At 34.9% G+C, this 18,404-nt stretch carries 11 protein-coding genes; 3 read left to right on the top strand and 8 right to left on the bottom strand.

Features of this window, described 5'->3' with window-relative positions; translation table 11 throughout:
- Positions 1 to 80: 80 nt before the first annotated feature.
- The 8 genes from AC5ZCW_RS17585 to AC5ZCW_RS17550 all read right to left on the bottom strand — a co-directional run bounded on the left by AC5ZCW_RS17585 (position 81) and on the right by AC5ZCW_RS17550 (position 12,627).
- Positions 81 to 764, bottom strand: a complete 684-nt coding sequence (locus AC5ZCW_RS17585; protein WP_496121014.1) for a glycerophosphodiester phosphodiesterase — start codon at positions 762 to 764, stop codon at positions 81 to 83.
- A 185-nt stretch (positions 765 to 949) separates the two neighbouring features.
- A complete protein-coding gene (locus tag AC5ZCW_RS17580) occupies positions 950 to 2,611 on the bottom strand; it encodes an alpha-amylase family glycosyl hydrolase (RefSeq protein ID WP_496121012.1) in 1,662 nt (553 codons plus the stop codon).
- Positions 2,612 to 2,829: 218 nt separating this feature from the next.
- Positions 2,830 to 4,695 carry a glycoside hydrolase family 13 protein gene (locus AC5ZCW_RS17575; protein WP_496121010.1) on the bottom strand — a complete coding sequence of 622 codons (1,866 nt, stop codon included), beginning with the start codon at positions 4,693 to 4,695 and terminating at the stop codon, positions 2,830 to 2,832.
- Between the two features lie 106 nt (positions 4,696 to 4,801).
- Complete coding sequence (locus tag AC5ZCW_RS17570) at positions 4,802 to 6,916, bottom strand: glycoside hydrolase family 97 protein (RefSeq protein ID WP_496121009.1); 2,115 nt, start codon at positions 6,914 to 6,916, stop codon at positions 4,802 to 4,804.
- 30 nt (positions 6,917 to 6,946) lie between these two features.
- Positions 6,947 to 9,250, bottom strand: coding sequence for a glycoside hydrolase family 65 protein (locus AC5ZCW_RS17565; protein WP_496121008.1), 2,304 nt, complete (start codon positions 9,248 to 9,250; stop codon positions 6,947 to 6,949).
- Positions 9,251 to 9,390: 140 nt separating this feature from the next.
- Positions 9,391 to 10,044 (bottom strand): beta-phosphoglucomutase, encoded by a 654-nt coding sequence (pgmB, locus tag AC5ZCW_RS17560; protein ID WP_343545121.1) that lies wholly within the window; start codon positions 10,042 to 10,044, stop codon positions 9,391 to 9,393.
- 18 nt (positions 10,045 to 10,062) lie between these two features.
- A complete protein-coding gene (locus AC5ZCW_RS17555; RefSeq protein WP_281634646.1) occupies positions 10,063 to 11,418 on the bottom strand; it encodes an MFS transporter in 1,356 nt (451 codons plus the stop codon).
- A gap of 177 nt (positions 11,419 to 11,595) precedes the next feature.
- Entirely contained in the window at positions 11,596 to 12,627 is a 1,032-nt protein-coding gene (locus AC5ZCW_RS17550) for a LacI family DNA-binding transcriptional regulator (RefSeq protein ID WP_281634647.1), read from the bottom strand.
- Between the two features lie 236 nt (positions 12,628 to 12,863).
- On the opposite strand from AC5ZCW_RS17550, the gene AC5ZCW_RS17545 reads away from it, so the two are divergent.
- From AC5ZCW_RS17545 to AC5ZCW_RS17535, 3 genes are read left to right on the top strand one after another with little or no spacing between them, the layout of a single operon-like run.
- Positions 12,864 to 15,845 carry a SusC/RagA family TonB-linked outer membrane protein gene (locus tag AC5ZCW_RS17545; RefSeq protein WP_496121006.1) on the top strand — a complete coding sequence of 994 codons (2,982 nt, stop codon included), beginning with the start codon at positions 12,864 to 12,866 and terminating at the stop codon, positions 15,843 to 15,845.
- Positions 15,846 to 15,882: 37 nt separating this feature from the next.
- The gene (locus tag AC5ZCW_RS17540; RefSeq protein WP_343545119.1) at positions 15,883 to 17,490 is read left to right on the top strand and encodes a RagB/SusD family nutrient uptake outer membrane protein; all 1,608 of its coding nucleotides are present in this window, start codon (positions 15,883 to 15,885) and stop codon (positions 17,488 to 17,490) included.
- A gap of 26 nt (positions 17,491 to 17,516) precedes the next feature.
- A complete protein-coding gene (locus tag AC5ZCW_RS17535) occupies positions 17,517 to 18,332 on the top strand; it encodes a SusE domain-containing protein (RefSeq protein WP_343545118.1) in 816 nt (271 codons plus the stop codon).
- The last annotated feature ends 72 nt before the right edge of the window (positions 18,333 to 18,404 follow it).

Genomic DNA, 18,404 nt, shown 5'->3' with positions numbered 1-18,404 from the left:
CGGGATCACGAATTATTTATTGAACCCTGATGAACTTTGTCAAAGTTTTAAACTTTGACAAAGTTTCTCGTAGCTTATTTTTATATTTTGTCTGGATTATCAGAGATAATTCCGTTTACTTTATAGCTTTTTACTTTTTGAATGTCTTCTTCTGTGTTTACTGTCCAAGGTAAAACCAGAAATCCTTTTTCCTGCATTTGTTGCACATTTTCTTTATTCAATAAATTAAAATCAGGATTTATGGTTTTTGCTTTTATTTTTTCGGCGAAAGCCAGAGCTTTATCTAAATCTTCTTCTGTTAAGACACCTATTGGGATATTCGGATTTAGGTTTGATGTTTCTTCCAGCATATTCCATTCAAAACTTGAAATAATAAAATGCTCGTATTTCCAGTTTTTTTCTGAGATATATTTCTCAATTAATGCAACAACTTTCGGTGCAGTTCCTAAGCCTTTTAATTCGATATTGATTAAACATTTTTTGTCAACCAAATCAAAAACCTCGTTTAAAGTTGGGATTTGATGCTTTCCATCAATCAAAAATGATTTTAGCTCAGCTAAAGTGAAAGTGTTTACTTCTCCTTTTCCATTAGTTGTTCTATCGATGGTTTCGTCGTGAATTACGATTATATGTCCGTCAGCGCTTAAATGAACGTCGAGTTCTATTCCGTCTGAATTTAAGTCTAAGGCTTTTTGAAAAGCTTGTAAAGTATTTTCAGGTTCGTAGGCATCGGCGCCTCGATGTGCAATCTTTAAAACATTCATTTTATAAAGGTTCAGAGTTGCAAAGGTACAAAGGAGCAAAGGAAAAATAATAGCCGCAGATTAAAGGATTAAAATGATTTTTAAAATCTGTGCTAAATTATGTCTCTCGCAGATTTTGCAGATACGGCAGATTACTTTTTTAATTATCTGCATAATCTCCTAAATCTGCGAGAGAAAAAATATTTTTAAATCTCTTCTAATAAAACAATGTCAAAATCATTGTTGATAATCACTTTTCCATCAATCACTTCAACTACCTGATTCGAGTAAGCGTCTTTTAATTTAGTTCCGTTGGGGAAAACGTCACCAACTGGAAGTTCTTTTCTGCCTTTTGGTAAATCTACTCCCATAACTACTTTGTCTGTAAAAGCACCTTTTGTAAATATTCTCGAAAAAGTATAAGGATTGGCATTAATTAATTGGTGAACACCCGCTCCAACTGCAGGATGATTTCGTCTAAATTGTCCTAATTTCTGCCAATGCAAAAGTGTTTTCTGCGTTTCAGGATTATTCTGAATAGCATCCCAATTCATATTCGAGCGTAAAGTTGCATCGCCTTGAGTGCCTTCAACAACTAAAGATCTAGCCGATTCATCGCCATAATAAACTTGTGACATTCCCGGAGAAAGCAATAATTTATTGGCTGTTTCAATGCTTTTGGTTCGGTTAGCATCAAAAGGCTGACCGTCGTCGTGCGAAGACATATAATTAAGGACCGAATATCCTTTTAAGTCGTTGTTTAAAGCGTTCGAATATTTCGAAAATAAACCTTCATAATCATTTTGTCCGGCATTCCATTTGAATTCAAAATTGATCATGCTATTGAAACCATTCTGAAAATAATTTACTTTTCTATCTCCAAAATCATAATCTTGACCGCCACTGATTCCATAACCGTAAACTTCCGCAATGGTGAAAAAAGGGTTTTGGTCTAAAACCTGCATCGGATGATGTTTTTTCCAAGTTTCAAAAGCGTACTCACATTCTTTTTTGAAATCTGCCCAGACGTTTTCATCAGTATGTTTTACAGTATCTCCTCTGTAACCATCAATTCCGAATTCTAGAATATAATCGGTGAGCCATTTTATAATGTAATACTTTGGACTTCTTGGATAACCTGTCCTTTTAAAGAATTCGTCTAATGAAGCGATTTCTTTTTCATAACGGCCTTCTTTTTTCCATTTTTCAACTAAAAAAGGAGGGAGTTGAACTTCTTGATTGCTTTCGGTTCTTACATCTGGAAGATTGTCAACCAAAGTACACATTGTGGTATTTTCGAAAGATTTATAATCGCAAACTATGCCAGTTCTTACCCAATCTGAAGGCCAAACGGGATCTTCTGGAGTTACTGGTCCTGTATGATTAATTACGCCGTCAAGAATTATTCTGATGCCTTTTTCGTGTGCTTTTTTAACCAGTTTTGCCAAATCTTCTTTGGTACCGAAATTAGGATCTAAGGCCGTCCAGTCTCTTGCCCAATAGCCGTGAAAGCCATAACTCAATCCGGTTCCTTCGTCAACGCCATCGTGAATTTGTTCGACAATCGGCGTAAGCCATATGGCATTAATTCCTAATTTTTCAAAATATCCTGATTCAATTTTTTTTGCAATTCCGATGATGTCACCGCCTTCAAATCCGCGTAGTTTTCCGGGAGTTTTGGTTCGGTTGAAATTGACGTCGTTAGAAGTGTCTCCGTTGTAAAAACGATCTGTAAGTAAAAAATAAACATTTGCTCCTTCCCAAACGAAAGGTGTTTTTGAAGTATTATTCATTGTAACTGATTTTGAGCCAGAACAACTCATTATTAAGTATACTAAAGATAGATAAAGGAAAGTGTATTTTTTCATTATTTAAGAGTTTTTTAGATAAACATCATGTTGAAAAAAATAGCCACAGATTACACAGATTAAAATGATTTTTTTCTTTTGCCACGAATTACACGAATCTCCACGAATTAATTTATTATATTTAAATTTGTGAAAATTAGTGAAATTCGTGGCAAACAAATCTGTGCTAATCTTTATAATCTGTGGCAAAAAGATACTGCGAACTTCGCGGTTAAGCTTTATTCTAATTCTAAAACTAAAGCTGATTTTGGTTCTAAAGTAATTTCAGAGGCTAAATCGAATGTTTTTCCTGTTATAATATCTTTACCAGATTTGTAGTTTTTAATGCTTTCTTTGAAACGATTTGTTTTTACAACCTGCTCTTTTGCATTGTTATTGAAAACCACCATTACGGTTTTAGTATCAGTATATCTGAAATAAACATATGTATTGTTTTCTGGAATATAATGTGTCATTTTTCCGAAATGAACTGCTTCGTTTGTTTTTCTCCAGTTGAACAATTTTGAAGAGAAATCAAAATAGGCAGCTTGTTCGGCAGTTCTTCCTTCTTTTGTAAAAGCGTTGTTTTTATCGCCAGCCCATCCGCCTGGGAAATCTTGACGAATATCGGCATCACCACCTTTACCTTTATCACCGCCCATTCCAATTTCTGAACCGTAATAAATTTGAGGAATTCCACGAACTGTTGCTAATAAAGTCATTGCAAGTTTGTATTTTGGTAAATCATATTTGAACTTTTCATTGATACGATCTGTATCGTGATTTTCGGAAAAAACCAAAATATTATTGGTGTTTGGATATAAAAAATCCATAGCAAAATTGTTGTAGAATTTAATCAATCCGCTGTCCCAGTTTGGTTCATCTTCACTGAAAGCAGAAGTTATCTGACTTTGAAGGGTAAAATCCATTACACTTGGTAAATTCGAATTGTAGTTTTCGATAGCGCCAATTTTACTGTCTTTCTGCCAAAAAGCTAAATTCGCCTGATTGTGCATCCAGATTTCTCCCACAATATTAAAATTAGGATATTCATCTGTAATGGCTTTTGCCCAATTTGCCATAGCAGTTTTATCCGAATAATTATAAGTATCCACTCTGAATCCGTCAAGATTTGCGAATTCAATCCACCAAATGGCATTTTGAGTTAAGTATTTTGCAACAAGAGGATTTCTAAGATTCAAATCTGGCATTGAAGGAACGAACCAACCGTCAACACAAACTTCCTGATCTATTTTTGAAGCGTGAATATCTGTAATTACTTCACGACGGTGATGCGTTTGGGTGAAAGTTTCAAATTGATTGAACCATGTTTTGGTTGGAATATCTTTCATCATCCAATGGGTAATTCCCCAATGATTGGTCACATAATCCATAACCAATTTCATGTTTTTTTTGTGCATTTCTGCAGAAAGACGAGCATAATCGTCATTAGTTCCGTAACGAGGATCAATTTTGTAAACATCAGATTGTCCGTAAGTATGGTACGAATGCTGTTTGTCGTTGTCTTCGCATAAAGGCGTGCTCCAAATTGTGGTTGCACCAAGAGACGAAATATAATCTAAGTTTTTGATGATTCCTTCGATATCACCACCGTGACGTCCGCTTGGATCTTGACGGTTTCCTTTTTCAGTTAAAGAAGCATCGCTATCGTTTTTTGGATTTCCGTTTGCAAAACGATCTGGCATGATTAAGTAAATCAAATCAGATGCATCGTAACTTTTTCTTTCTGCCGAATTCGCTCTTCTTTCTTTAAGAACATATTTTTGTTTAAAGGCAATTTTATTATTGTTTTTGAAAGAGAAAACCAATTCAGAAGCTTTTACATCTTTTGTATCAATAGTTACGAAAAGGTAATTTGGATTTTCTGTTTTTTCTACATTTTTAATTGCAACATTATTAGAAACCGAAGCTTCATATTGTGCAATGTTTTTTCCGTAGAACATAATCTGCAGTTCTGAATTTTTCATTCCTGCGTACCAAAATGGTGGTTCTACTTTTTGGATTTGCGCTTTCGCGGAAACGGAAAACAACAGAACCATTAAAACTAATTTGTAGAATGTGTGGTTGAATTTTAGGTTATTCATAGTAAAGATGAATTTAAACCATATAAGAAATGTAAGAACATTTAAGGCAAAAACTGGGGAGATTTCTATTTAAATGGACTTACATTTCTTATATGATTAATTAAAATTATTTTGTTTCAATAACGCTTATCGCATAACCTCCTCCAGGAGCAGAAAACTGAGATAATTTTGATTTATTAGTTACAGCAATTTTCTTGATTGTATAAGCTTGCGGATTAGTTTTGTAATGTGCATCTTTTGCATCAGCATAAATTGTAGCTGTGTATTTTTTTCCTTTTTCAAGGAAGCTGAAATCGATGTTTGATGTACGCGACGTTTCTCCGTTTACATTTCCAACAAACCAGTTGTTTGTTCCTTTTGCTTTACGAGCAACAGTGATAAAATCTCCTGGCTCAGCTTCAATATATTTACTTTCTGACCAATCTACAGCTACATCTTTAATGAATTGAAATGCATCTGGAAAACGATTGTAGTTTTCTGGAGTATCAGCAGCCATTTGCAACGGGCTGTACATAGTAACATATAATGCCAATTGGTTACAGATTGTACTGTTTACATGAGATTTGTTCTCAGGATTCATTTTGCTGATATCCATTTCGAAGATTCCAGGAGTGTAATCCATTGGACCACCGATTAAACGTGTAAATGGCAATACCGTTACGTGATTTGGTTTAGAACCACCAAAAGCTTGGTATTCTGTTCCTCTTGCTGCTTCGTTTCCAATTAAGTTTGGATACGTTCTTGCAATTCCTGTTGGACGAACCGCTTCGTGAGCGTTTACCATAATTTTATAATCAGCTGCTTTTTCGATAGCATATTGATAGTGGTTTACAATCCATTGGCTGTAATGATTTTCACCTCTTGGCAAAATATCACCTACGTAACCGCTTTTTACAGCATCGTATCCGTTATCGTTCATGAATTTGTAAGCTGCATCCATGTGACGCTCGTAGTTACGAACAGATCCTGAAGTTTCGTGGTGCATGATGATTTTTACACCTTTAGATTTTGCGTATTCGTGAAGACCTTTCACATCAAAATCTGGGTAAGGCGTTAAGAAGTCAAAAACATAATCTTTAGAATGTCCAAACCAGTCTTCCCAGCCTTCATTCCATCCTTCAACTAAAACGGCATCAAAACCATTTGCAGCAGCGAAGTCAATGTATTTTTTTACGTTCGCATTGTTTGCTCCGTGCGTTCCGTTTGGTTTTGCTTTTGAGAAATCAGAAACTCCTAACTGAACTGTTGGAAAATCGTTTGTGTATGACCAAGAGCTTTTTCCTGTAATCATTTCCCACCAAACGCCAACATATTTTACTGGTTTAATCCAAGAAGTATTTTCAATTTTTGAAGGATCGTTTAAGTTATAAGTCATTTTTGAAGCTAAGATTTCTCTAGCATCATCGCTCACGATAATCGTTCTCCAAGGAGAGTGATTTGGCGCTTGCATGTGACCTTTATCTCCTTTTGCATCTGGCGTTAACCAAGATTCGAAAACTAAGTTTTTATCATCTAAATTCAAGTGCATACAAGAATAGTCTATCAAAGCCGCTTCGTGTAAGTTGATGTAGATTCCGTCAGCAGTTTTTAACATCAAAGAAGTTTGAACTCCTGTTGGCGAAAAAGATCTTTGCGAAACGTTTGCTGTATACGCTTTTTGAGATAAACCTCTAATTTCAGATAATTTTGATTTTGTATAATCGTATTCCTGAGTATCGTAATCTCCAGGAATCCAGAAAGCCGTATGATCTCCAGTCATCGCAAATTGAGATCTTTCTTCTTTGATTACAAAGTAAGTAAGATTCTTTTGCGCTGGAAACTCATATCTGAATCCTAAACCGTCGTCGAATAAACGGAAACGGATAATGATTTGTCTGTCTGTTCCTTTTTGATTTAAAGTCACAGCCAATTCATTATAATGATTTCTGATGTGATCTACTTCTCCCCAAACTGGTTTCCAAGTCTCATCAAAAGTTGAAGTTTTAGTATCAACAACTGTAAAGTCATTCAACAAAGATTTTTTATCATCTTTAAGTTCAAGACCAAGTTTACTGGTTTTTACAACTTCTTTGTTTTTGTATTTTAAATTGTACGTTGGAGTTCCGTCATTTTGAAGAGAAAATTCCATTACGAACTTGCCTTCGGGTGATTTTAACTGCTGCGCTTTTGCTACGGTGCTAAACGCGAACAAAATTAAACTTGCGAAAAATAAGTTTTTCATGTTTTTTTAGTTTTTTAGATGTATTGTAATTTATTTTATTTGTGCAAATTTACCAGCAACGACGGGGTTTCCGTTCACAATAATTGTTAAATCTTGATCGCCGTCTACCGTAAAAGTTGTTTCGTTATGATTTACAGTTACTTTTAAAATTTGGTTTCTGAAATTAATTTTAAAAGAGTAACCGTTCCATTCTTTTGGGATTTTTGGAGAGAAATGCAATTCGTCATTTTTAACACGCATTCCTCCAAAGCCTTCCACGATACTCATCCATGTACCGGCCATTGACGTGATATGACAGCCTTCTTCCACTTCTTTATTATAATCGTCCAAATCCAAACGAGAAGTTCTTAAATAGAAAGTATAAGCCATGTCCATTTTATCTAAAGCTGCAGCTTGAATCGAGTGCACGCAAGGCGAAAGCGAACTTTCGTGAACCGTAAATGATTCATAAAATTCGAAATTGCGTTTTAATTCTTCTTTCGAAAAATGATCTTCGAAGAAATAAAAACCTTGTAAAACGTCAGCTTGTTTAATGTATGGCGAACGTAAAACGCGATCCCAAGACCATTTTTGGTTAATTGGGCGCTGTGATTTGTCTAAATCTTTTACCGGAACTAAATCTTTGTCTAAGAAACCGTCTTGCTGTAAATAAATTCCAAGTTCTTTTGAAATTGGGAAATACATATCATCAGCCACTTTTTTCCATTCTTTGATTTCTTCAGAAGAAAGATTCACTTTTTCAAGAACGCGTTTGTGATCTGCAGGATATTCTGAAGCTACTTTTTCAATTTGTTCTGCAGCAAAATCAATACACCATTTTGCAATATAATTGGTGTAGAAATTATTGTTGATGTTGTTTTCGTATTCGTTTGGACCTGTAACTCCCAAAATCACATATTGATTTTTATCTTTTGAGAAAGAAGCTCTTTGGTGCCAGAAACGTGCAATTCCGATTAAAACTTCTAATCCTTTTTCTGGAATATAAGAGTAATCGCCCGTGTAACGGTTGTAGTTGTAAATCGCAAAAGCAATCGCACCATTTCTGTGGATCTCTTCGTGCGTGATTTCCCATTCGTTGTGGCATTCTTCACCGTTCATGGTCACCATTGGATAAAGAGCAGCACCGTTTTTGAAACCTAAATTATCTTTAGCATTTTCAATCGCTTTGTCTAATTGGTTGTAACGGTACGTCAATAAGTTTCTCGCAACTTGCTGATCTTTTGTCGCCATGTAAAACGGAATACAATACGCCTCAGTGTCCCAATAAGTTGATCCGCCGTATTTTTCTCCGGTAAAGCCTTTTGGGCCAATGTTTAATCGGCTGTCTTTTCCAGAATACGTTTGATTTAATTGGAAGATGTTGAAACGAATTCCTTGTTGTGCTTTTACATCGCCTTCAATAGTAATATCTGACATTTCCCAGATTTTTGCCCAAGCTTCAATTTGGTTTTGAAGAAGTGCGTCATATCCTAAAGCAACAGCCGATTTGATTACTTTTTCGGCTCCAGCCAAAGTATTTTCGTGATTTAAAGAAACCGTATATCCACCAATTTTTTGAATTGATGAGGTTTGCCCTTTTGCAATAATAGTTCCGTAAGTATACTGAACTTTATCTACAGTTGAATCGATTGTTGATGGCGAAACGTTGATATTTTCTCCGTTTGCCAAAATCGTATTGTGCATAAAAGTCGTAACTTTAAAATGCGTTTTAAACGTTTGAGCCGTTACAAAAGCTTCGTTTGTTCCTTTTTTAACTTCAAGTGGTTCCCAGAATTTTTCTTCCCAGTTGGCATCTTCATTGGTTACACCAGCGTCAACGTAGGGTTTGTAAACGATTTTTGCATCTTTATTTAAAGGTGTAATGTCGTATTTAATGATTCCGGCTTCGTCTAAATCTAACGAAAGAAAACGACGAACATTTACAGCGATTTCAGTTCCGTTTTTAAGAACGGCTTCAAAAGAACGATTGTACCAACCTTCTTTCATATTCAGTTCTCTGCGGAAGTTTCTAACTTCGGTACACGTATTTAAATCGAGGTTTTCTTCGTTGATTTCAATGTCAATTCCAATCCAGTTTGGAGCATTAAGTACTTTGGCAAAATATTTCGGATAACCGTTTTTCCACCAGCCCACTTTTGTTTTGTCTGGATAATAAATTCCAGCAATATAACTTCCTTGAAAAGTTTCTGCTGAATACGTTTCTTCAAAATTGGCGCGTTGTCCCATAGCGCCGTTCCCGATACTAAAAAGACTTTCAGAAGATTTTACTCTCTCCGCATCAAATCCTTCTTCTATAATTGACCAATTGTCTGGTTTTATATAATCTTGGTTCATCTCTTTTTAATTAGATAATTCGGCAATTTGATAATTAGATAATTGCCTTGGTTTTTAATAACTTTTTACATTCATTTGAGTAATTGCAGCATTAGAAAATTTGTCGGTGAGATTAATTATCTCATTGACACATTTTCTAATTAACCAATTAATTTCTCAATAAAGCTTGTTTCGATTTGGGTAAAATCTTTAAAAATGTGTTCAGCTTCATGTAAAATTGTTTCCTCACCAATTCCCACACTTACCATTTCTGCGATGTTTGCTGCCTGAATTCCGGCAACAGAATCTTCAAATACAATTGAATTTTTTGGATCAATGTTTAATAATTGAGCCGCTTTTAAGAATACTTCAGGATCTGGTTTTGCATTACTGACATCGTTTCCGTCAACAATAGCATCGAAGTAAGACAGAACCCCTGTTTTTTCTAAAATTGGTCTTGCATTTTTACTGGCAGAACCTAATGCAATTCCTTGGTTTTTATCTTTTAATAGTTTTAGAATTTTTAAAACTCCTGGAAGAACCTCACTTTCATCCATGTCAACTAAATAAGATAAATAATCTTCGTTTTTTTGAATTAACCATTTGTCTTTTTGTTCTTGAGTAGCCTGAACATTTCCTAACCCAAGTATAATGTCTAGCGAGCGAACGCGACTAACACCTTTTAGAAGTTCGTTGTCTTCATGTGTAAAATTGATATTTAACGATTTGGCAATTTTTTGCCAAGCCAAAAAGTGGTATTTAGCGGTATCAACGATCACTCCGTCAAGATCGAATATGAATGCTTTTTTGCTCATTGTATGGAAAATTCTTTATTATGATTTTTGAGTAAAGTCGTCTACATCTTTTACTTTAGAAACTAAAGCAGCAGCAATTAGAAAACTAACTCCGCTTGTAACTAAGGCATAAATTGCGTCTCCATTGTAAAGGTATTTTACAATTGGACCACCGATTAGAGCATTTACAATTTGTGGAATAACAACAAAGAAGTTGAATATTCCCATGTAAACCCCCATTTTTTTAGGTGTAATTGAACCTGCAAGAATAGCGTATGGCATTGCTAGGATACTCGCCCAAGCAACTCCTATTAAGATCATTGGCAATACTACCCAGTCTTCGTTTGGCATGAAATAAATAGATATTAAACCTATTCCTCCAATTATTAGCGAAAGGGAGTGTGTTGCTTTTCGGCCAATTTTTTTAGCGATGTACGGAAGGAAAAACAATGCAACAATAGCAGAAACTAAGTTGTAAACACCAAATAGAATTCCGACCCAGTCTCCGGCATCTTGATATTGTTGGCTAGAAGTGTCTTCTAATGGCAGACCGTAAATGTGGTGCGCAATCGCAGGAGTTGTAAAAACCCACATTCCGAATAATCCAAACCAAGAGAAAAACTGCACCCAGCTAAGTTGACGCATGGTAGTTGGCATTTTTGCAAAATCGGTAAAGATGTCTGTGATTTTTGATTTTTCTTCTGAATCAGAAATTGCGTCATTTTGCGGATCTTCAAATTTTGCCAATTCTTCTGGAGAATATTCTTTGGTTGTAAATAAAGTTACTAAGATGGAACCGATTAAAACCGCCGCACCAATGATGAATGACAAGGTTAGATTTAACGGTACACTTCCTGGAACTGTGCTATTTGGCACACCAAAATACTTGGTTAAAATGTATGGCAATGCAGAACCAATTACGGCTCCAAAACCAATTAAAGAAGTTTGAATGCTAAATCCAGCAGTACGCTGATCTGTTCTTAAATTATCTCCAACAAGCGCTCTGAATGGTTCCATAGCAATGTTGAAAGAGGCATCCATAATCATTAGCATTCCTGCTCCAACCCATAAAGCGGGTAATACAGAAATGAAAATGTTAGCTTGTGGCATTAAAATTAATCCCACAGAAGCTAGAACGGCTCCCACTAAAAAGAAAGGTTTTCGTCTGCCGAATTTTCCCCAAGTTTTGTCGCTGTAATGACCAATTATTGGCTGTACTATTAATCCCATAAGAGGAGCAATAATCCAGAACCAAGAAAGTTCATGTACGTCGGCACCAAAGATTTGAAGAATTCTGCTGGCATTTGCATTTTGAAGTGCAAACCCCATTTGGATTCCTAAGAAACCGAAACTCATATTCCAGATTTCCCAGAAACTTAATTTACGCTTTTCCATTATCGTAATTTGTAAAAAATTATACGATAAGCGCTTTGCTTATCAAAACTTACTGTTTTTTCGAAGTAAAAGTAAAAGCCTTGACGGGCGTAAAATTATAAATTATTTTTTTATATATGCTAATAAAAAAGCCATAAATATTTTTTATGGCTTTAGAAAGTATTGATTTTAAGAAAATTAGTCAGTAGATTCTCGTTCTATTAGATGGGTTTCGATAACTTCTGTGGTGTAATTTTCAGTATGTTCTTCGTCATCATCTTCTTCTGCTTCCAGTCTTTCAATAAGCATTTTGGCTGCTTTATTGCCCATTTTTTCACCGCTTTGGCTTACTGTTGTAATGGTTGGAGTAGAATATTTAGAAATAATTCCGTCAGTAAATGCAATAACAGCTAAATCTTCGGGTACTTTTAATCCCATTTTGTTTGCTGTTTTAATAATTGTAACTGCAAAAAGCTCATTTACAGCAAAAACAGCATCGAAAGCTCTGGCGTGTAGAAGCTCAGAAATAGTTATTTCGCAAGTATCTACATCTTCAATTTTTATGATTAAATCTTCATTAAATGGTAATCCGTTATCTAATAAAGCTTTTTCATAGCCATCGGTTCTCAGTTTTCCGACACTAACATAATCTACTGTAGTTACCAAGGCGATTTTTTTGCGGCCGTTATCAATTAAGCTCTGAACCGCTTCATAAGCTGCTGCTTTATCATCTATAATTACTTTATCGCAAAGAATATCATTAGTTACGCGATCAAACATAACTACAGGCATTCCTTGGTTGATTACTTCGGTTATATGATGGAAGTCACCTTTAAACTGTGTTTCTTTAGAAAGCGACATGATAAAACCATCGATGCTCCCGTTGGCTAACATTTCCATATTTAATACCTCTTTATCGAAAGAATCGTCTGACACACAGATTACTACACTGTATCCGTATTCGTTTGCAACTTGTTCTACTCCGTTGATGACAGTAGAGAAAAAATAGTGTACAATTTCTGGAATAATGATGCCTATACTCTTCGTTTTTCGGTTTTTTAAACTAAGGGCAATATTGTTGGGTTTGTAGTTGTAAAACTTTGCAAAAGCCTGCACTTTTAGGCGTGTTTCTTCTCCAATTTCGAGACTGTTTCTGAGTGATTTTGAGACAGTTGAAATCGATACGTCAAGTTCCTTTGCAATCTGTTTGAGGGTTATTTTACGTTTCATGTAGTTAATCGAAAAAAATCTAATTAATAATAAAGGTGTATAATATTTTTGGTATTTGCAATTTTAACACTGAAAGATTACAAAAAATAGAAAGTTTTCAACACTACCACGTTTTCGTAAAGCAATAAAAAGTGCCTGCTGTCGAGCATGTTAATAAATTCATAATTTTGAAATTCGAAGTAAAATTAAAAACTTAACTAACGTTCAAAAACTCAAAACTAATTTAAACAAAAAGTATGAAAACAATTTACAAAAAGTTGTTATTTTTATTCCTATTGTTGCCTTTTACAGTGTTGGCTCAGAACACTTTAAAAGGAACTGTCGTTGATAAAACAACAGGGCAGCCAATACCAGGAGTAAATGTAAATGTACAAGGTGCTCCAAACGGTGCATCAACTGGATTTGATGGAAATTACCAGCTATCAAATGTTAAAAATGGTAACAAGATTGTTGTTTCTTTTATTGGCTACAAAACAGAAACAATTGAGTACACCGGTCAAAAAACACTTAACGTTACTTTAGAAGAAGACACCAATCAGCTTAAAGAAGTTGTGGTGCAAGTTGGTTACGGTACTGTGAAGAAAAAAGACGCAACAGGATCTGTTTCTCAAATTGCTGCAAAAGACTTTAATAAAGGAATTAACGTAACTCCTGAGACATTAATCAGCGGACGTATTGCTGGTGTAAATGTTGTTGGAGGCGGTGCTCCTGGAGCAAAGGCGGATATTAGAATTCGTGGAGGATCTTCTTTAAGTGCTTCTAATGAACCATTAATTGTTATTGACGGACTTCCAATGAGTAATTCAGTTCCTGATGGTGCAACTAGTATTTTGTCTACAATTGATCCTAATGACATTGAATCTTTTACTGTTCTTAAAGATGCTTCTGCAGCTGCAATTTATGGTTCTCGTGCTGCAAATGGTGTAATTGTTATTACAACTAAAAAAGGTACAAAAAGCGGTGTAAAAGTTAACTTTAGCTCTCAGGTTGGTATTAATACTGTTGCTAATACTGTTGACGTATTAAGTGCAGATCAATATCGTGCTTTAGTAAATGAAAAAGGTACTGCGGCTCAAAAGGCTTTATTAGGTACAGCAAATACTGATTGGCAAGATGAAATTTTCCATACTGCTTTAACAACAAACAATAATATTTCTGTAAGTGGTTCTTTATTCAATAAATTACCAGCACGTTTATCTGTTGGGAATGTTGATAATCCTGGAATATTAAGAAACACTTCTTTTGAAAGAACTACGACATCGTTATCGTTGAATCCAGTTCTTTTTGACAATCACTTAAAAATTGACATTACTGGAAATTTAGCTTTTGGAAAAAATCAATTTCAAAATGAAGGAGCGGTAATTAGTAGTGCAATCATATTCGATCCAACACAGCCAGTTTATCAGGCAGGTTCTCGTTATGGAGGATACTTTGAATGGCTTGAGCCAAATGGAAATGTACCATTATTGCCAGCAAGAAACCCTGTGGCAAGATTAAATCAAGAAGACAGAAGAGCAACTTCTACAAGAAAATGGGGTAATATTAGATTAGATTATAAATTCCATTTCTTTGAAGATTTGAGAATCGTTGCAGAAGCAGGTATCGATGCATTTGATAGTGATGGTTATAATGCTATAAGTACTGAGAGTATTTTAGGATATCAGCCTACAACATTTGATAAAGGGAACTGGACTAATTTAGGAGGATATACGCATTATACAGATCACCGTCAGAACAAAAACTTAAATACTTACTTTAATTATACTAAAGATTTAGGAAAGTTTAAAATTGATGCTACTGCAGGATACAACTATCAGTTGTTCCAGCGTGAAGGATTTAATTCAGGAGATATTAAACAGCCAAATCCGCCGGCAGATGTTACTACAGATCCAGACGTTAACTTGCAATCGTATTTTGGACGTTTGAATTTAGGATACGACAGTAGATATTTATTAACTGTAAACTACAGAAGAGACGGAACTTCTCGTTTTTCTAAAGAAAACAGATGGGGTAATTTTGCGGGAGGAGCTTTTGCATGGAACGTTGCAGAAGAAGCTTTCTTAAAAGATAATGAGACTTTGTCTAGTTTGAAATTAAGAGTAGGTTATGGTACTACAGGACAACAAGATATTCCGCCTGCATACGATTACTTACGTCGTGTGACTTTAGGGACACTTAATACGCAATACGTTTTTAACGGAGTTATTTACAGAGCTGCGAGACCTGAAGGATATAATGAAGATATAAAATGGGAAGATCTTGCTGAGATGAACTTAGGAGTTGATTTTGGATTTTTTAATGAAAGATTGACTGGTTCGGTTAACTATTTTGATAAAAAATCAAGCGATTTATTAGCAAATATTCCTGTGCCAGATGGAGCAAATATTAGAAATCAAGGTTATAGTAACATTGGTAGTGTAAGAACAAAAGGGGTGGAATTCAGCCTTCAGTCTGATATTATTAAAAATGATAAATTAACATGGAATGTTGCAGTTAATGCAACTTACATTGACCAGAAAATCTCTGATTTAGGAAATACAATTCCTGGATTCCAAGGATATTTGACAGGAGATAATATTGCTGGAGGAACTGGAAACCAAATTTTAATACATTCAGAAGGATATGCGCCAAATTCATTCTTTGTATTTGAGCAATTATATGATGCAAAAAAAAGACCAATTCAAGGTGCTTATGCAGATAGAAATGGTGACGGAGTTATTACAGATGCTGACCGTTACAAATTTCACAAGCCAACAGCAGATTATACTTTTGGATTGTACTCTACTTTGAATTACAAAAATTTCGATTTTTCAATGAACTGGAGAGCTAGTTTAGGAAATTATATTTTCGATAACGTAAGCTCTGATAAAGGATATTTAGAAGCAGGATTAAGAAGACAATCTGATTTAGCTAACATAACTACAGATTACTTTAATACTGGCTTTACTACTGAAAGTAACTCTAATGGAACACAGCGTAATTATTCAAATTACTTTATAAAAGACGCTTCTTTCATTAAGTTGGATAACATTGTATTAGGATATACTTTTAATAAAACGTTATTAAAAGCAGCGTCACTAAGATTTACAGCGGGAGTTCAAAATGTTTTTGTTCTTACAAAATACAATGGCTTGGATCCTGAAAAATTCAACGGAATAGACAATAACGTTTACCCAAGAGCTAGAACATTCTTGTTTGGAGTAAATGCAAATTTCTAATAGTACATTGAAAAATAAAATTTTAAAAATCAATAAAATGAAAATATCATTTAAATATATATCTTATTTTTTCCTATTAATTTTAGGATTAAATATGACGCTTACTTCGTGTACGAACGATTTAGATGTGAAGCCAACAGATGATGATGAGTTTCTTTCGGATGACTTTTTTAAAGATCCTGCATCTTACAAGCAAGTATTGGCAAAATTATATGCAGGTTTGTATGTAGGAGGAAATGATGGTGACGGGCAACCTGATATTTCAGGTCTTGGGGGTGATTTTAGCAGTTATTTGCGTTTGCTTTTTGTTACTCAGGAGTTTCCTACTGATGAAGCTATTGTTGCTTGGTCTGATGATGGTTTGCCAGCGATAAATGGACAAAAATGGAGTCCAAGTAACCAGTTTTTATACGGGATTTTCTCAAGAGCATTTTATGAAATTAGCGTTGCTAATGAGTTCTTGAGACAAACGACAGATGAAAAATTAACTGAGCGTGGTGTTGATACAGCAACAAAAGCAGAAGTTGAGAGATTTAGAGCAGAAGTTCGTTTTTTAAGAGCATTTTCGTATTATAATTTAATGGATTTGTTCGGGAATGTGCCAATTACTACTGAAAAAGACCCTGTTGGTTTCTTCTACCCAGAACAAAAAACCAGAGCAGAAGTTTTTGCTTTTATAGAATCTGAATTGAAGGATATCGATAATACTTTATCGCCTTCTAAAGCAAATGAATATGGAAGAGTTGATAAAACTGCAGCTAAATTTTTGTTAGCACAAATTTATTTAAATGCTAAAGTTTATATTGGAACAGAAAGATATAGTGAAGCTGCTACAGTTTGTAATGAAATTATAACAGGTTCTTCGTACGCTTTTGCAAATGTACCATATAACTATTTGTTTGCTGCGGATAATGATAGAAATGGAGCTCAAAATGAAGTTATCTTCCCAGTTGTTGGAGATGGTAATGCTATTAGAGCAACAGGAGGAGGAATGAGTTTTATTCTTCACGCATCTATTGGAGGAAGCATGGTGGCAGCTGATCAAGGTATGGACGGAGGCTGGTCTGGTATTAGAACAAGACCTGAATTTGTTCGACTATTCCCTGATGTAAATGCAGCTTTGGATAAAAGAGGAACTTTTTATACCAATGGACAAACTTTAGATGTTACCGATTATGGAGTGTTTACAAATGGTTATGCAGTTACAAAATATTCAAACATAAATTCTGATGGATCTGCAGCACAAAGAAATAATATTCCTGATACAGATTTCCCTATGTTTAGATTGTCGGATGTGTATTTAATGTATGCTGAAGCAACTCTTAGAGGAGCATCTACAGGTAATATTGCATTAGCATTAGAATATGTAAATAAAATTAGATTAAGAGCTAGTGCAGGTATTATTACGACTACAGATTTAACTTTGGATTTTATTTTAGACGAGAGAGCTCGCGAATTATTTTGGGAGTGTCATAGAAGAACAGATTTGATTCGTTTTGGTAAATTCACAGGATCGTCTAAAATCTGGCAATGGAAAGGTGGCGTTAAAAATGGTAGTGGTACAGACTCATTCAGAGATTTGATGCCTATTCCGTCACGAGCTATTCAAGCTAACCCAACTTTAAAACAAAATCCAGGATACTAACTAACCTTTATAAAAAAATAGACAAAATGAAAAATATATATAAAATTTTAATCGCATTTATTGGTGTATTAGCGGTGTCATGTAATGCAGACGATGTAGAAGAAAGACCAGTAATTGCACCAGAATCAGCACCAGTTTTGCTTAGCCCTCAAAATGATTTCAACATTGTTCTTACAAAAGAAAATGAAAATGAGATTGCTACAACAGTAATTTGGGATTATGCAAAGTATGATGGTACAGCAACGGTTATCAATTATACTATCGAGATTGCAAAAGCGGGAACAAAATTTGCGACACCAGTCACTGTTACTACTACTACAGCGCGTTATAAAGCTTTAACTGTTGCAGAATTAAACTCTGCTTTGGTTAATGGAGGTTTTATTGAGAAAGAAGAAAACAATGTTGATATTCGTATCAAAGCTACAGTTGGTACTGGAGCAGAAGCGCAATATTCTAATTTCTATACTTTTAAAGCAACTCCTTATCACACACCATTAGCAACTTCTCACTGGTTAGTTGGTGCTGCTACTCCAGGAGGATGGTCTTGGGATGGTGATGCTGAAACTGAATTCCCATTAGTAGTTGGTAAAACAGATGTTTATCAAGTAACAGTTGTTCTTAAAAGCGGAGAAGCGTTTAGAGAATTCTTAGGAAATAACTTTACAAGTAATGGTAACTGGGATGCAAGCCACAACTATACTTACTACTCTGGATTAGGTTATACTATTGATGACGAATTAGTAAACGCGGGTGACGGTGACAGTAACTTTAAATATACTGGACCAACTGGACCAAGAGTTTTAACTATTGACAATGGTGCGAAAAAAATAACATTAGACTAGTTTTTAATGTGTTATACAAAAAGGGCTATCTCCAGATAGCCCTTTTTTAATCAGACTAACTAACCGCAAACC

The organism is Flavobacterium sp. PLA-DH12 (assembly GCF_059511845.1).
Note: the sequence above shows the minus strand (reverse complement) of the source record. Positions and strands in the feature narration are given on the sequence as shown.

Bases quoted from the DNA above. Each gene is read 5' to 3' on its own strand.
- AC5ZCW_RS17585 (WP_496121014.1), bottom strand. From the start codon at position 764: ATGAATGTTTTAAAGATTGCACATCGAGGCGCCGATGCCTACGAACCT.
- AC5ZCW_RS17580 (WP_496121012.1), bottom strand. From the start codon at position 2,611: ATGAAAAAATACACTTTCCTTTATCTATCTTTAGTATACTTAATAATG.
- AC5ZCW_RS17575 (WP_496121010.1), bottom strand. From the start codon at position 4,695: ATGAATAACCTAAAATTCAACCACACATTCTACAAATTAGTTTTAATG.
- AC5ZCW_RS17570 (WP_496121009.1), bottom strand. From the start codon at position 6,916: ATGAAAAACTTATTTTTCGCAAGTTTAATTTTGTTCGCGTTTAGCACC.
- AC5ZCW_RS17565 (WP_496121008.1), bottom strand. From the start codon at position 9,250: ATGAACCAAGATTATATAAAACCAGACAATTGGTCAATTATAGAAGAA.
- pgmB (WP_343545121.1), bottom strand. From the start codon at position 10,044: ATGAGCAAAAAAGCATTCATATTCGATCTTGACGGAGTGATCGTTGAT.
- AC5ZCW_RS17555 (WP_281634646.1), bottom strand. From the start codon at position 11,418: ATGGAAAAGCGTAAATTAAGTTTCTGGGAAATCTGGAATATGAGTTTC.
- AC5ZCW_RS17550 (WP_281634647.1), bottom strand. From the start codon at position 12,627: ATGAAACGTAAAATAACCCTCAAACAGATTGCAAAGGAACTTGACGTA.
- AC5ZCW_RS17545 (WP_496121006.1), top strand. From the start codon at position 12,864: ATGAAAACAATTTACAAAAAGTTGTTATTTTTATTCCTATTGTTGCCT.
- AC5ZCW_RS17540 (WP_343545119.1), top strand. From the start codon at position 15,883: ATGAAAATATCATTTAAATATATATCTTATTTTTTCCTATTAATTTTA.
- AC5ZCW_RS17535 (WP_343545118.1), top strand. From the start codon at position 17,517: ATGAAAAATATATATAAAATTTTAATCGCATTTATTGGTGTATTAGCG.